The organism is Myxococcus sp. AM010, from assembly GCF_013372585.1.
In the GTDB taxonomy this organism is placed as follows: Bacteria; Myxococcota; Myxococcia; order Myxococcales; family Myxococcaceae; genus Myxococcus; species Myxococcus vastator.
The window spans coordinates 1-13,425 of sequence record NZ_JABXEO010000037.1; the positions used below are offsets into that span (position 1 = coordinate 1).

Annotated in this window: 10 protein-coding genes; 5 read left to right on the plus strand and 5 right to left on the minus strand. The window is 71.7% G+C overall.

What is annotated here, in order from left to right; translation table 11 throughout:
* Nucleotides 1–80: 80 nt before the first annotated feature.
* Nucleotides 81–2,369, minus strand: coding sequence for a PAS domain S-box protein (locus HV826_RS18220; RefSeq protein WP_176418305.1), 2,289 nt, complete (start codon nucleotides 2,367–2,369; stop codon nucleotides 81–83).
* Nucleotides 2,370–2,522: 153 nt separating this feature from the next.
* Here HV826_RS18220 and HV826_RS18225 point away from each other — a divergent pair, with 153 nt between their 5' ends.
* The 4 genes from HV826_RS18225 (at nucleotide 2,523) to HV826_RS18240 (ending at nucleotide 10,262) form a co-directional block, all read left to right on the plus strand.
* Nucleotides 2,523–3,113, plus strand: coding sequence for a DUF2378 family protein (locus HV826_RS18225; protein WP_176418306.1), 591 nt, complete (start codon nucleotides 2,523–2,525; stop codon nucleotides 3,111–3,113).
* A 117-nt stretch (nucleotides 3,114–3,230) separates the two neighbouring features.
* The gene (gene uvrA, locus HV826_RS18230; protein ID WP_176418307.1) at nucleotides 3,231–8,534 is read left to right on the plus strand and encodes an excinuclease ABC subunit UvrA; all 5,304 of its coding nucleotides are present in this window, start codon (nucleotides 3,231–3,233) and stop codon (nucleotides 8,532–8,534) included.
* A 35-nt stretch (nucleotides 8,535–8,569) separates the two neighbouring features.
* Nucleotides 8,570–9,157 (plus strand): glutathione peroxidase, encoded by a 588-nt coding sequence (locus HV826_RS18235; RefSeq protein ID WP_176418308.1) that lies wholly within the window; start codon nucleotides 8,570–8,572, stop codon nucleotides 9,155–9,157.
* 130 nt (nucleotides 9,158–9,287) lie between these two features.
* Nucleotides 9,288–10,262 carry a DUF5996 family protein gene (locus HV826_RS18240; protein ID WP_176418309.1) on the plus strand — a complete coding sequence of 325 codons (975 nt, stop codon included), beginning with the start codon at nucleotides 9,288–9,290 and terminating at the stop codon, nucleotides 10,260–10,262.
* A 52-nt stretch (nucleotides 10,263–10,314) separates the two neighbouring features.
* On the opposite strand, the gene HV826_RS18245 is transcribed toward HV826_RS18240, so the two are convergent.
* The 4 genes from HV826_RS18245 to HV826_RS18260 all read right to left on the minus strand — a co-directional run bounded on the left by HV826_RS18245 (nucleotide 10,315) and on the right by HV826_RS18260 (nucleotide 12,648).
* On the minus strand, nucleotides 10,315–10,896 hold the full coding sequence (locus tag HV826_RS18245) for a DUF4136 domain-containing protein (RefSeq protein ID WP_176418310.1): 582 nt from the start codon (nucleotides 10,894–10,896) through the stop codon (nucleotides 10,315–10,317).
* A 107-nt stretch (nucleotides 10,897–11,003) separates the two neighbouring features.
* Nucleotides 11,004–11,489 carry a hypothetical protein gene (locus HV826_RS18250; protein ID WP_176418311.1) on the minus strand — a complete coding sequence of 162 codons (486 nt, stop codon included), beginning with the start codon at nucleotides 11,487–11,489 and terminating at the stop codon, nucleotides 11,004–11,006.
* Nucleotides 11,486–12,007 (minus strand): zf-HC2 domain-containing protein, encoded by a 522-nt coding sequence (locus HV826_RS18255; protein ID WP_176418312.1) that lies wholly within the window; start codon nucleotides 12,005–12,007, stop codon nucleotides 11,486–11,488. The genes HV826_RS18250 and HV826_RS18255 overlap by 4 nt, the downstream gene beginning before the upstream one ends.
* A complete protein-coding gene (locus HV826_RS18260; protein ID WP_176418313.1) occupies nucleotides 12,007–12,648 on the minus strand; it encodes an RNA polymerase sigma factor in 642 nt (213 codons plus the stop codon). Before HV826_RS18260 ends, HV826_RS18255 begins: the two co-directional genes overlap by 1 nt.
* 171 nt (nucleotides 12,649–12,819) lie before the next feature.
* On the opposite strand from HV826_RS18260, the gene HV826_RS18265 reads away from it, so the two are divergent.
* Nucleotides 12,820–13,398 (plus strand): TIGR02265 family protein, encoded by a 579-nt coding sequence (locus HV826_RS18265; protein ID WP_255217280.1) that lies wholly within the window; start codon nucleotides 12,820–12,822, stop codon nucleotides 13,396–13,398.
* Nucleotides 13,399–13,425: the final 27 nt, after the last annotated feature.

Genomic DNA, 13,425 nt, shown 5'->3' on the forward strand with positions numbered 1-13,425 from the left:
CTCGGAGAGGTGTATAAGAGTGAGGGATAGGGGCAGGGGGTGGGGCGGCCTGTCCAAATCTTCCACAGGCTGACAATTCGCTATGCGTGCGCGAGCCGTTCCTGGATCAGGGAGAGGAGTTCCCTGCCAGCGAAGGGCTTTTCCAGATGAGGGCTTGGCACCGACTCCAGGAAGGCGCGGGCCTGAGGCGTCACCGCGCCGCCGGTGAGGAAGATGACCCGCTGGGCCTGCTCGGGGTGGCGGGCCTGGAGGGCGGAGTAGAAGTCCATTCCGCTCATGCCCGGCATCATCAGGTCACAGAAGACGACGTCGAAGCGCTCGCCGGCCTCGATGCGCTCCAAGGCCTCCTGGGCCCGGGTGGAGAGGGTGACGTCATGGTGTGGACGCAGCGTGCGCCCCAGGGCCGTGCAGACGAGCGGCTCATCGTCCACCACCAGCAGCCGGCCCCGCTTCTCCGCGGGAGCGGGCTGCGGCGCGGGCGGTGGGCGCTCCGCCACCCGCCGCGAGGGGGGCAGGAGCACCTGGAAGGTGGAGCCCTTGCCCGGCTCGCTCGTCACGTGGATTTCCCCACCCAGGGCCGTCACCAGGCTGTGGCAGATGGACAGGCCCAGTCCGGTGCCCACGCCGGGCTCCTTGGTGGTGAAGAAAGGGTCGAACAGGCGCGGCAGGTGTTCCTTGGCGATACCGGCGCCCGTGTCCGACACCTCCACGCAGACGCGGCCGCTCCCCGAATGGCGGGTGACGACGCGGATTTCATGGCGCTCCGGCGCCCCGGAGGGAATGGCCTGGGCGGCGTTCACCAGCAGGTTGAGGAACACCTGTCCCAGCCGTGACTCGTTGCCGACCACGGTGGGGACCGCGTCGAGCTGCTTCACCAGGCGGGCGCGGTGGCGAATCTCCGTGGTGGCCAGGTTCAGCGTGGACTCCAGCACCTGCCGGACGTCCACTTCCGCGCTCTCCGCTGAGTCCACCCGGCTGAACGTCTTCAAGTCCCGGACGATGCTGCGCACCCGGTCGGCGCCCTGCTGGGCCTCGGCGAGCGCGGCCTGGGCGCTGGCCACCGCCTCCGCCAGGCGCGGCTCCACGCTCCGGGTGCCGGTGGGCAGCACGCTGGCGAGCTCCTCGCGCGCGAAGGCCAGGTTGGCGGTGAGGTAGGCCAGGGGGTTGTTGATTTCGTGCGCCACGCCCGCGGCCAGCGTGCCGACGGAGGCCATGCGCTGCGCGAGCATCAGCCGCGCCTGCATCTGGTAGCGCTCCGTCAAGTCGTGGGAGACGGAGACGATGGAGTCCTCGCCGTCGAAGGGCAGGGGGAAGGTGGTGGACTCCACGTGGAGCACGCTGCCGTCGCGCTTGACGAGCCGCCGCTCCTGGAGGGCCGCGCGGCCGGTGCGGAGGGCTTCGTGCATGCGCGCGTCGGCGCTGGCGAAGTCGTCCTTCGGGATGATGTCGGAGATGTGCTTGCCCAGCAGCTCGTTCACGCTCTCATAGCCCAGGGCGGTGGCGACCTTGAGGTTGGCGTAGCGCACGCGCGCGCCGGTGTCGAAGACGGCCACCAGGTCCGGCAGGCTGCCGATGAGGGTGCGGAAGCTCACCTCCGAGCGGCGCAGGCTCTCCTCCGCGCGCTTGAGCGGGGTGATGTCCGGGAAGAAGGCGATGATGTGGGGCGTGCCGCCGTAGGGCACCAGGCCCATGAAGAGCAAGGTGTGCCGCAGCTCGCCCTCGCGGGTGCGGTACTGCGCGTCCACGCCGCGCACCGTGCCGTGGCGGCGCAGCTTCTCCACGATTTGCGAGCGGTCCACCGGCGTCTCCCACAGCGACAGCTCCACCGTGGTGCGCCCGATGACCTCCTCGCGCGTGTAGCCGAAGAGCTCGAAGTAGGCTTCGTTGGCCGCCACCACGCGGCCTTCGGTGATGGTGGTGATGGACGTGGGCACGGGGCTGACGGCCAGCAGCGTCTCCTTCAGGTCATCTCCGAAGGGCAGGTCCTTGCGGCCCTCGCGCCGGACGAAGCGGCGGCGGGCCAGCTCCAGCCGCAGCGCCAGCTCCTCCTCATCCGCGGGCCACGCGAGCAAGTCATCCGCGCCGGCGTCCAGGGCGGGCCGCAGTGAGCCCAGCGCGCCCCGGCGGCCCAGGAGCAGCAGCACCGATTCCTCCCCACCGGGCAGGCAGCGCAGCGCACGCACCAGCGGGACGCGGGAGGTGTCCGTCCGGGCATCCACCATCACCAGCGCGCACGTGCCGCTGCGCCACGCGGCGGGCACGTCCGCCTCGCGCGTCACGGTGACCACCGTGTGCCCCTGCGCTCGCAGCCAGGACTCGACTGGCGCCAGGTCCGCCCCTCCCCCCTGGGTGACAATCAGGACCCGCATGGGACTCCTCTTGACGACGAACGCTCATCGTTACACGGCGTCTGCTGTTGTAAAAGCAAGGTGCCGTGCCGGTGTGACGTGGAGGTGACGAAGCGCCCGGGCTGCTACACTGGCTTCAGGACCGGGGTGGACCGGTGGAGACAGGGGGAACTCATGGAACGGCGGGGCTTGGACGACAAGACGGCCATCGAGCCGCGGAAGCCACCCCCGTTGCCGGTGCAGGTGCCTCGGCGGAACTTCGAAGGGCTCTTCGTCCATGCGCTGAAGCCCACGGGGTCCTTCGCCCAGTCCTTGAGAGACATTGGCTACGACATGGAGGCGTCGCAGGAGTACTACCCGCTGGCGGTGTGGCGGGCGGCGCTGGGGGTGGCCCGCCGCCATGTCTGCGTGGGGCTGCCGCCCGAGGCCGCCAACCGCGCCCTGGGGCACCGCTACGTGGAGGGGTTCGCCCAGACGCTGGTGGGCCGCATCTTCGCCACCGCCGCGCCCCTGCTGGGGACGGAGCGGTGTCTGACGCGACTGCCCACGTATCTGCGGGCGGGGCGTGAGGACATGAAGATGCTGCTGGAGCCGGTGCAGACGGGGGAGTGGCGCATCCGCGTCGTGGACCCGGACCCGCTGCCGGACTTCGTCGCCGGCGTGGTGGAGGGCGTCCTGCTGCGCACCAAGGTGTTGCCCCAGGTGGAGGTGCTGGAGCGGCAGGCGACAGGGTACGCCCTGCGGGTGCGCTGGACGGACGCCTGAGCGGGCCTGCTGGCCCCGGGCGTCCGCTTCACCGCCAGCCAGGGAGGCGAGTCCCCGCGGGTGCTCCCTCAGTTGTGATTGGCGGCGAAGTGTCCAGTCGTTAAACCTGCCACCCGTATGCACAAGACTCACCTCGTTGGCGCGCGGACGCACAACCTGAAGGACCTGTCGGTCGACCTCTCGGAAGGGGAGTTCGTCTGCGTCACCGGCGTCTCTGGCGCCGGCAAGTCGAGCCTGGCGCTCGACACCCTGTATGCGGAGGGGCAGCGGCGCTTCGTGGAGAGCTTCAGCCCGTATGCCCGGCAGTTCCTCGAGCGGCTGGAGCGGCCGCCCATGGACGCGCTGGAGCCCGTGGCCGCGGGCGTGGCAGTGGACCGGCGCGCGCCCGTGAAGAGCTCGCGCTCCACGGTGGCCACGCTGGCGGACGTGGAGCCGTACCTGTCCGCGCTCTTCACCCGTGAAGCCGTGCCCGTCTGTGGCACCTGCGGCGTGGAGGCGGTGCGGACGGACGCGCGGGTGGCGGCGGCCGCGGCCATCCGCGAGCACGCGGACGCGCAGGCCATCCTCACCTTCCCGCTGCGCATCCCCGACACGGCGGCCTTCCTGGACGCGCGGGCCCGGCTGCTGAAGGACGGCTACCACCGGCTGATGGTGCAGGGCGAGGTGAAGGCGCTGGAGTCGCTCCGTCCCGCCGAGGCGACCGACCCGGCCGGAGTCGCGCGCGTGGTGGTGGACCGCGTGAAGCTGACGAGCGCGCAGTTGTCGCGCGTGACGCAGGCCCTGGAGGACGCGTGGAGCCGCGCGGACGGCGAGGCGCACCTCTTCGTCCCCGGCCAGGGCGTGCCCCAGCGGCTGCGGCGTGGGCTGGTGTGTCCGAAGTGCGCGCGGGAGTTCGAGGCCGCGCGGCCCGGCCTCTTCAGCTACCAGTCGCCGGTGGGCGCGTGCGCCGCGTGCCGGGGTTTTGGCCGCACCATTGGCATCGACTGGGGCAAGGTGATCCCCAACCCCGAGCTGAGCCTGTCCCAGGGGGCCATCCGTCCCTGGTCCGGCCAGTCCACCACGTGGGAGCGCGGCATGCTCCAGCGCTGGTGCAAGGCGCGGGGGATTGCGTGGGACAAGCCCTGGGGCCTGCTGACGCCCGCGCAGCGCGAGTCGGTGCTGGAGGGCGAGGGCGACTACGACGAGGGCCGCGCCTATCCGGGCGTGCGCGCGTGGTTCCGGTGGATGGAGGGCCGCACGTACAAGATGCACGTGCGCGTGCTGCTGGCGCGCTATCGCGCCTATACGCTGTGCGAGAGCTGTGGCGGCGGGCGCCTCAACGCCCAGGCGCGTGCGTACCGCGTGGGCGGGTTGGACCTGCCGTCGTGGCACCACCTGGAGCTGACGGACGCGCTGGCGAGGCTGGACGCGCTGCGCACCACCACGGGGCAGGGCGAGCTGGCGCGGCGCGAGCTGGCCGGCCGCCTGCGCTACCTGCAGCGGGTGGGCCTGGGCTATCTCACGCTGGACCGGCCCGCGCGCACGCTGTCGGGCGGCGAGGCGCAGCGCGTGTCCCTGACGGCCGCGCTGGGCACGTCCCTCACCGGCGCGCTCTTCGTGCTGGACGAGCCCACCGTGGGCCTGCACCCGGGCGACGTGCCGCCGCTGACGGAGGCCATGGCGGAGCTGGCGGAGCGGGGCAACATCGCGCTGGTCATCGAGCATGACCCGCTGGTCATCCGCTCGGCGCACCGCGTGCTGGAGCTGGGGCCCGGGGCGGGGAAGCAGGGCGGGCGGCTCGTGTTCGACGGCACGCCGGAGGCGCTGGCGAAGAAGCGCGATTTGCCCACGGGGCGGCTGCTGGCGGGCGCGGAGGAAGCGCCGCGCACGCCGCGCTCGCGCACCGGCGCGTTGGTGATTCGGGGCGCCCGCGAGCACAACCTGAAGGACCTCACGGTGGAGGTGCCCCTGGGCGTGCTGTGCGCGGTGACGGGGCCCAGCGGCTCGGGGAAGAGCACGCTGATGGACGAGGTGCTGTACCGGCACCTGGCGCGGCGGCTGGGTGTGAAGGACGTGGAGGCGCCCGGCGCGGTGGACGAGGTGGAGGGCATGGAGGCGGTGGAGGCCGTCACCCTGGTGGACCAGTCCCCGCTGGGGCGCACCTCGCGCGGCAACGCGGCCACGTACACCAAGGCGTGGGACCGGCTGCGCGAGCGCTTCGCCTCCGAGCCAGACGCGGAGGTGCGCGGCCTCACGGCGGCGCACTTCTCCTTCAACGTCGACAAGGGCCGCTGCGAGGCCTGCTCGGGCGAGGGCTACGAGACGGTGGAGATGCAGTTCCTCGCCGACGTGGCGCTGCTGTGCGCGGTGTGCCGCGGCCGGCGCTTCAAGGAAGAGGTCCTGGCCGTCCGCCACCAGGGCTTCAGCGTGGCCCAGGTGCTGGAGATGACGGTGGACGAGGTGCTCCAGCACTTCGGCGGCGACGCGGCGCTGAAGCGCACGCTGGGCCCCGTGGCGCGGCTGGGGCTGGGCTACCTGCCGCTGGGGCAGCCGCTGTCCACGCTGTCCGGCGGCGAGGCGCAGCGCTTGAAGCTGGCGCGGGCGCTGGCCAGCGAGGCGCGGGGCACGCTGTTCCTCATCGACGAGCCCAGCGCCGGCCTGCACGCGGAGGACGTGCGCCACGTCATCGCCGCGCTGCATGCGCTGGTGGACCTGGGCGCGAGCGTGCTGGTGGTGGACCACGACGTGGCGGTGATGAAGGCCTCGGACTGGGTCATCGACCTGGGGCCGGTGGGCGGGCGCGACGGTGGCCGGCTGGTGGCCGAAGGGGCGCCGGAGGACGTGGCGCGCGGCGAGGGCGCCACGGCCCAGGCGCTGCGGGGCGAGCGCAAGCCGCTGGGCCGCGTGGTGAAGCCGCGCAAGCCGGGCAAGGGCGAGGTGCCCGCCATCGAGGTGGAGCACGCGCGCGAGCACAACCTCCACGACGTGTCGTGCCGCATCCCGCTGGGGAAGATGACCGTCGTCACCGGGCCGAGCGGCTCGGGCAAGAGCTCGCTCGTCTTCGACGTGGTGTTCGCGGAGGGCCAGCGCCGCTTCCTGGAGACGCTGAGCCCGTACGCGCGGCAGTTCCTGCCCTCCATGCCGCGGCCGGACGTGGAGCGCATCAGCTCGCTGCCGCCGTCGGTGGCGCTGGAGCAGCGCACCTCGCGCGCGGGAGCCACGAGCACCGTGGCCACCGTGACTGAGGTGGCCCACTACCTGCGCCTGCTGTTCGCCAAGCTGGGCGAGCCGCACTGCCCGAATGACGACTCGCCCATCACCTCCACGTCGCCGGACGCGCTCTTCGCGCAGCTCACGGCGATGAAGGGCGAAGGCACGCTGCTGGCGCCGGCGGTGCGCTCGCGCAAGGGCACCTACCTGGACGTCTTCGCGGCGGCGGCGCGCGCGGGAATCTCGCGGGCCATCGTCGACGGGAAGCTCGCGCCCACGGATGACCCGCCGCGCCTGGCGAAGACGCGTGAGCACGACATCGACCTCGTCATGTACGAGGGCCGGCTGTCGAAGCTGGAGCGTGACGTCTTCGAGAAGGCGCTGGGCTGGGGCCAGGGCGCGGTGAAGGTGGACGCCGGCAAGGGCGAGACGCTGCTGTCCACCGAGCGCACCTGCCCCAGGTGCGCCGCCGCCGTGCCGGAGCTGGACCCGCGCTGGTTCTCCTTCAACACGAAGCAGGGCCGCTGCGAGTCGTGCGAGGGCACAGGAATCCAGGGCGGCGCCGAGGCGATGGCCGAGGGCGAGGTCGCGCCGTGTCGCGCGTGCGGTGGCAGCCGGCTGGCCCCCGTCCCCCGGGGCGTGCGGCTGGAGGGCGCGCGCTACCACGAGGTGGTGCAGGCGTCCGTGGCGTCCACGCTGACGCGGGTGCGCGGCTGGAAGTTCAAGGGAGACCGGGCGCTCCTGGGCGAGCCGTCCCGTCAGGAGCTGCTGCGCCGCATGGAGTTCCTGGAGCGCGTGGGCCTGGGCTACCTGTCCCTGGACCGCAACGCCGCCACGCTGTCGGGCGGGGAGATGCAGCGGCTGCGTCTGTCGGCGCAGCTGGGCGCGGGCCTCACCGGCGCCATGTACGTGCTGGACGAGCCCACCATCGGCCTGCACCCGCGTGACACACACCGGCTGCTGGACAACCTGCGCGCCCTGGTGGCCACGGGCTCCACGGTGCTGGTGGTGGAGCATGACTCGGACACCATCCGCGCGGCGGACCACCTGCTGGATTTGGGGCCCACCGGCGGCCGGGGCGGCGGGCACATCCTGGCGGAGGGGCCGCCGGACGTGGTGCTGGAGAGTGACTCGCCCACCGCGCGCGCGTTGAAGGAGGCGCAGGTGCGGCCTCCCTCGGGCCGGGGCGAGGCGAAGCAGTGGATTGAGCTCAAGGGCGCGCGGGCCAACAACTTGAAGCGCGTGGACCTGCGGCTGCCGGTGGGACGGCTCAACGTGGTGTCTGGCGTGTCGGGCTCCGGGAAGAGCACGCTGATTCGCCAGGTGCTGTACCCGGCGCTGCGCGAGAAGCTGGACCGCGTCACGGCGAAGCCCGGCCCCTTCGCCTCGCTGCACGGGGCGGAGGCGGTGAAGCGCGTGCTGTCGGTGGACCAGTCGCCCATCGGCCGCACGCCGCGCTCGGTGCCGGCGACGTTCCTGGGCATCTGGGACGAGCTGCGCCGCGTGTTCGCGGCCACGCCCGAGGCGAAAATCAAGGGCTTCTCGCCCACGCGCTTCTCCTTCAACTCGGCCAGCGGCGGCCGGTGCACCGCGTGCGATGGGCAGGGCGCCATCTCCCATGAGATGTCCTTCCTCCCGGACGTGGTGACGCCGTGCGAGGCCTGCAACGGCGCGCGCTTCGACGCGGCCACGCTGGAGGTGCGCTACCACGGGCTCACCATCGGCGACGTGCTGCGCCTGTCCGCCGACGAGGCCAAGGACGTCTTCAAGGCGCTGCCCCGCGTGGCCGCGCCGCTGGAGTGCCTGGCCGACCTGGGGGTGGGCTACCTCCAGCTCGGGCAGGGCTCCAACACCCTGTCTGGCGGCGAGGCCCAGCGCTTGAAGCTGGCGGCCGAGCTGACGGCCTCCGCCCGGCACGAGCCCACGCTGTACGTGCTGGACGAGCCCACCACCGGCCTGCACCTGGGCGACGTGGAGAAGCTCATCACCTTCATGGGCCGGCTGGTGGACCGCGGCGACACGTTGGTGGTCATCGAGCATCACCCGTCCGTGATTGGCGCGGCGGACCATGTGGTGGAGCTGGGGCCTGACGGTGGTGAAGCGGGGGGCCACCTCGTCGCGGAGGGCACGCCTCGCGAGGTGGCGAAGCAGAAGACGCCCACCGGCCGGGTGCTCAAGTCGCTCTTTTCGGGCGAGGACACTCGCTCGCGTGCCGCGGCGCGGCGTGCGTGAAACGAGGGGGCGACTGAGGCATCCTGGGGAGCGGCATGAAAACCCTCCCCTTGTTGACCCTGGCCTCGGCGCTGGTCCTCTCCCCGGCGCTGGCCGCGGCGCCGAAGCCTGTCCCCGCGAAGTCCGAACCCACGAGCGAGAAGAAGCCCATGTCCTTCCATGACCTCTCCGCGAACCGGCTTGATGGCAAGCCGGAGAAGCTGTCCGGCTACCAGGGCAAGGTCGTCCTGGTGGTGAACACCGCGTCGGAGTGTGGCTACACGCCGCAGTACGCCGGCCTGGAGAAGCTCCACCAGGAATACAAGGACAAGGGCCTGGTGGTGGTGGGCTTCCCGTCCAATGACTTCGGCGGCCAGGAGCCGGGCTCGTCGGAGGACATCAAGAAGTTCTGCGAGCTGCGTTTCAAGGTCACCTTCCCCATGTTCGAGAAGGTGAAGACGAAGGGGGACGGCCAGGCGCCCGTCTACGCGTTCCTGTCGCGGCACCACCCCGCGCCCAAGTGGAACTTCCACAAGTACGTGGTGGGCAAGGACGGTCAGGTGAAGGCCGGATTCCCCAGCGCGGTGACGCCGGACAGCGCCGAGCTGAAGGCGGCCATCGACAGCGCGCTCGCGCAGCCGTAGTCCCTGAGAGGGCGCGTGGGGGCTGGCCCTCTGGTCCCCGCCCTGGTGGCATGCGGCCCTGGCTGGCGCCCTGGCATGGGCGCCGGTGGGGGCTCACCCTGAATGCCGACTCGGCTTGAAGGGAGGCCCCATGGACACCCGGGACACGGCGTGGCCGCCGCTGCCGCTGGAGGCGTGGCAGGACACCTACTCCACGCTGCACCGGTACACGCAGGTCGTCGGAAAGGTGAAGCTGGCGCTGACGCCGCCGCAGAACCACTGGTGGAACGTCGCGTTCCGCGTGACGGCGCGGGGCATGACGACGGGGCTCATCCCCTTCGGAGCTGGCGCCTTCGAGGTGGACTTCGACTTCCGCTCGCACGAGTTGCACGTGCACGCCAACCGTGGGACCTCCCGGGTGATGGCGCTGGAGCCCCGGCCTGTCGCGGAGTTCTACCGGGACTTCATGGCGACGCTGCGCTCCATGGGCATCGAGGCGCGTATCTGGGAGCAGCCCGTCGAGATTCCCGACGACACCACGCCCTTCGGTGAGGACTGGCACCACGCCAGCTATGACGGTGAAGCCGTGGAGCGCTGGTGGCGGGCGCTGCTGCAGGCCACGCTCGTCTTCGAGGACTTCCGCGCGCGCTTCACCGGCAAGTGCAGCCCGGTGCACTTCTTCTGGGGAAGCTTCGACCTGGCGGTGACGCGCTTCTCCGGCCGTCCCGCGCCGGACCGTCCCGGGGCGGACCCCATCACCCAGGAGGCGTACTGCGAGGAGGTCAGCAGCGCGGGCTTCTGGCCCGGCATGCAGGCCACGGGCGGCGCGGCCTTCTACAGCTATGCGGCCCCAGCGCCGGAGGGCTTCGCGCGCGCCCGCGTGCGCCCGGCCAAGGCCCGGTACGACGCCAACATCAAGGAGTACCTGCTGTCCTACGACGACGTGCGGCGCGCGGAGGACCCGAAGGCGTACCTGCTCGACTTCCTCCAGAGCACCTATGAGGCCTGCGCGGACCTGGGCGGCTGGGAGCGGGAGCGCCTGGAGCGGCCGCTCATCGTCCCCGAGTCCCAGCGCGTGTCCCGCGCAGTGGAGGAGGGCACGGTCGCCGAGCAGCCAGCCCCTTGACGCCTGGCCTCGCGGAGCGCGTCACCGCGAGGTCGGTGCGCGTGCAGGGCCTCTACTTCGCCTTGGGCGGGAAGCGCTCCAGCACGTCCTTCACGGACTCCTCCAGCCGCTGCTGCTGCTGCGCCGTGCTGGCGTTCTCGTCCAGCTCCGCCTGGGCCGTGCCGCGCCAGACGAGCTGCCTGGACCGCGGGTCGACGATGTCGAGGATGAGCGAGCCCTCCTCGTACTCCCGCAGCTCCGTCTGCGGCATGGTGACGGCGCCGCCCGCGAAGAAGGGGTCCGTGAAGGGGCCGCCCCAGGGGTAGCCGTAGTAGGCGTCCACCGTCTCCGCCTTCAGCGCGTTGTGGATGGCGCCGTGCCAGCCGATGAGGAAGTCCGGGTTGGCGGTGGACTCCACCTTCTGGTAGCCGCGCGCCTGCAGGTAGCGGTCCACCGTCTGCTCGACGCGCGCGCCGACGATGGGGTTGTAGACGCGGGCGTCCTTGCCCGTGGGCTGCGGGAGCCAGGCATAGGTGCGGAACCCTTCCAGCGCCTGCGTGGCGGAGGGGTCATAGTGGGTGTTCACGTCGATGCTGGAGCACGCGGCGAAAGCCAGCGCCAGCAGCGATGGGGCGATTCGGGTGAGCAGCCGCAAGGAAGCCTCCTCGGTGGCGGCGCGGTGCGCGCCGCTGCCTCCCTGACGGTAGCCACGGCACGGCGGGGTCCGCCGGGCGGGGTGCCCGGTCCTCCCCGGCCGCGGTGCTAATCCTTCCCGGGCGCTCGCTTCATCTTCTGGCGGCCCTCACCGCGCGCCAGGGTGAGCGCGAGCTGGGCGCGCTTCTCCAGAGGCAGCGTCTTCGCCAGCGTCAGGTACAGCTCCTTGTCGAGCGACGCGATGCGCTCGCGTGCCTCGAAGGCCCCCAGCGCCGCCGCGTCCACCTGCGCCAGGGCCTCACTGTCGCCTCGCGATGCCCGGTGGAGGAGGCGCGCTGCTTCACGCACCTGCTTGCGCAGCGGACGCCGGCGCTCGTCGAAGCGCTGCAGCGTCTCTTCCAGCTTCAGCGCCTGCGCGTTGTCCAGCCCCAAGACCTCCGACAGCTCCAGCACCTGCCGCAGCCGATGCCGCTGCTCCGCGCGCTCCAGCCGCTCCTCGAAGCGGGCCTCCCGCCCGGTGGGCGCGGCCACCGCCACCCAGGGCAGCAGGGCCAGCATCATCATCGCCATCCGCGTCCGCACCGTCGTCCTCACAGCGTCTCTCCCACGTCGAAGTCGATGTCATCGTCCCAGCCGGCGGAGTCCTCGAGCAGGACCGCGTCCAGCGGCTCCAGCCCCGCCCACGCCTCGATGGCGGCCATCGTCTCCGCGTCCAGCTCCTCGACGTGGGCGGCGGGCGCCGCCGTCGCCGTCACGGGCGTCTCCAGTCCCAGGCCTGGCAGCCGCCATGCGCCGGGCACCAGCAGCACCACCGTCACCGCCGCGGCGGTGGCCACCAGCGCGCCCATCGTCTTCAAGCCCAGGCCCTGGCGCCGGGCGCCGCGCCGCCACTCCGACAGCGTGCGCCGGGGCAGCTCCTGGAGCTCTGTCTTCTCCTGGGGCGACAGCGCGGGCAGCGCCACCAGCGAGAGCAGCTCCCTGGAGGACGCGAGCGCCTGCCGGCACCCCTCGCAGCCCTCCAGGTGCTGAATGAGTCCGAGCGCCTCGTCGTCCTCCAACGCCCCCGCGGCGTGCAGGTCCAGCCGCTGCTCCTGGTCAGGGCACGCAGTCATCAGTGCTTCTCCTCGGGCGCGCCCACCCGCGCCTTGAGGCGCTTCATCGCATGGTGGAATTGCACCTTCGCGTTGTTCTCCGTGATGCCGAGCGTCTCGGCGATGTCCTTGAACGCCAGCCCGCCGTCCACGCGCAGCGTCAGCACCTCGCGCTGGCGGCGGGGCAGGGCGAGCACCTCGGCGCGCACCTGCCGCTCGCGCTCGGCCCGCTCCAGCCGCTCTTGCGCGGACTCCGACGAATCCTCCACCACGTCGTCCGGCCCGGAGGCCACCAGCATCGGGCGCCACCGCTGGCCCTGACGGACGTGGTTCTTCGCCAGGTTGAGCGCGATGCGCACCAGCCAGGCCCGGAAGGGCGCCGGCCCCGACGGCGTGAAGCGCGCGAAGACGCGGCGCGAGGCCTCCAGCGCGCGCAGGAAGGCGCTCTGCACCAGGTCCGCCGCGTCCTCCGGGCGCGTCACGTAGCGGCGCACCAGCGAGAAGACGAGCGAGCGGTGCCGCGTCACCAGCACCTCGAAGGCCGCCGGCTCACCCTCCAGGAAGGCGCGGCAGAGCGCCTCGTCCGGCGCGCGCTCCAGACCCGCCCGGGCCATGCGCGCGGGGAGGGACACCACCCGGCCGCCTGTCTCCCTGATGCTCACGTGGCTCCAACCCCGGACGGAGATAAAGGTTAATTTCGGCCGATTTTCGACAATGATTTCCGGTTGTCCTTGGATTTCAAGTTATCAATCCAGGAAACATGCCTTCCAGGGTTGATGGTGGGTAGGGCACGCGGGGACAATGGGTGGGCGGTTGTTACCTGGGACGGGGGCATGTTGACCCAAGGAACTGGCTCACGCATCAAGGGCGGCGTGCTCATTTCGCGGCTCAACATGCTGCGCCAGCACGGTGGGCAGGTCGGGGTGGACGCGGTGCTGCGGCGGTTGCCCGCGGAGGACCAGGCGCTGCTGCGGAAGATGCTGCTCCCCGTCGGCTGGTACCCCCTGGAGCTGAACCTGCGGTTGGACGCGGCCATCGCGGGGGTGATGTCGCCCGAGGACAAGGACCGGGCCTTCCTGGAGATGGGGCGCGCTTCCGCCCACGAGGCGCTGCGCGGCCCGCAGCACGTCTTCGTCAAGGCAGGCGAACCGCACTTCCTGCTGAGCCAGGCGCCGAAAATCTACCGCTTCTATTACGCGGTGGGCTCGCGCACCTATGAGCAGACAGGCCCATGTGCGGCGGTGCTGCGGACCTTCGGCGCGGAGAACGTCACCGAGCCGGACTGTCTGACCATCATCGGCTGGCACGAGCGCGCCATCGAGCTGTGTGGCGGCCGCGCCGTGCGCGTCACCCACCCCATGTGCCGCGCCCGGGGCGCACCGCACTGCGAGTACCACTGCGCGTGGGAGTGAGCACCCTCCGACATGCGTTCAGGCTAA

Bases quoted from the DNA above. Each gene is read 5' to 3' on its own strand.
- uvrA (WP_176418307.1), top strand. From the start codon at position 3,231: ATGCACAAGACTCACCTCGTTGGCGCGCGGACGCACAACCTGAAGGAC.
- HV826_RS18265 (WP_255217280.1), top strand. From the start codon at position 12,820: ATGTTGACCCAAGGAACTGGCTCACGCATCAAGGGCGGCGTGCTCATT.
- HV826_RS18255 (WP_176418312.1), bottom strand. From the start codon at position 12,007: ATGACTGCGTGCCCTGACCAGGAGCAGCGGCTGGACCTGCACGCCGCG.
- HV826_RS18240 (WP_176418309.1), top strand. From the start codon at position 9,288: ATGGACACCCGGGACACGGCGTGGCCGCCGCTGCCGCTGGAGGCGTGG.
- HV826_RS18235 (WP_176418308.1), top strand. From the start codon at position 8,570: ATGAAAACCCTCCCCTTGTTGACCCTGGCCTCGGCGCTGGTCCTCTCC.
- HV826_RS18225 (WP_176418306.1), top strand. From the start codon at position 2,523: ATGGAACGGCGGGGCTTGGACGACAAGACGGCCATCGAGCCGCGGAAG.
- HV826_RS18220 (WP_176418305.1), bottom strand. From the start codon at position 2,369: ATGCGGGTCCTGATTGTCACCCAGGGGGGAGGGGCGGACCTGGCGCCA.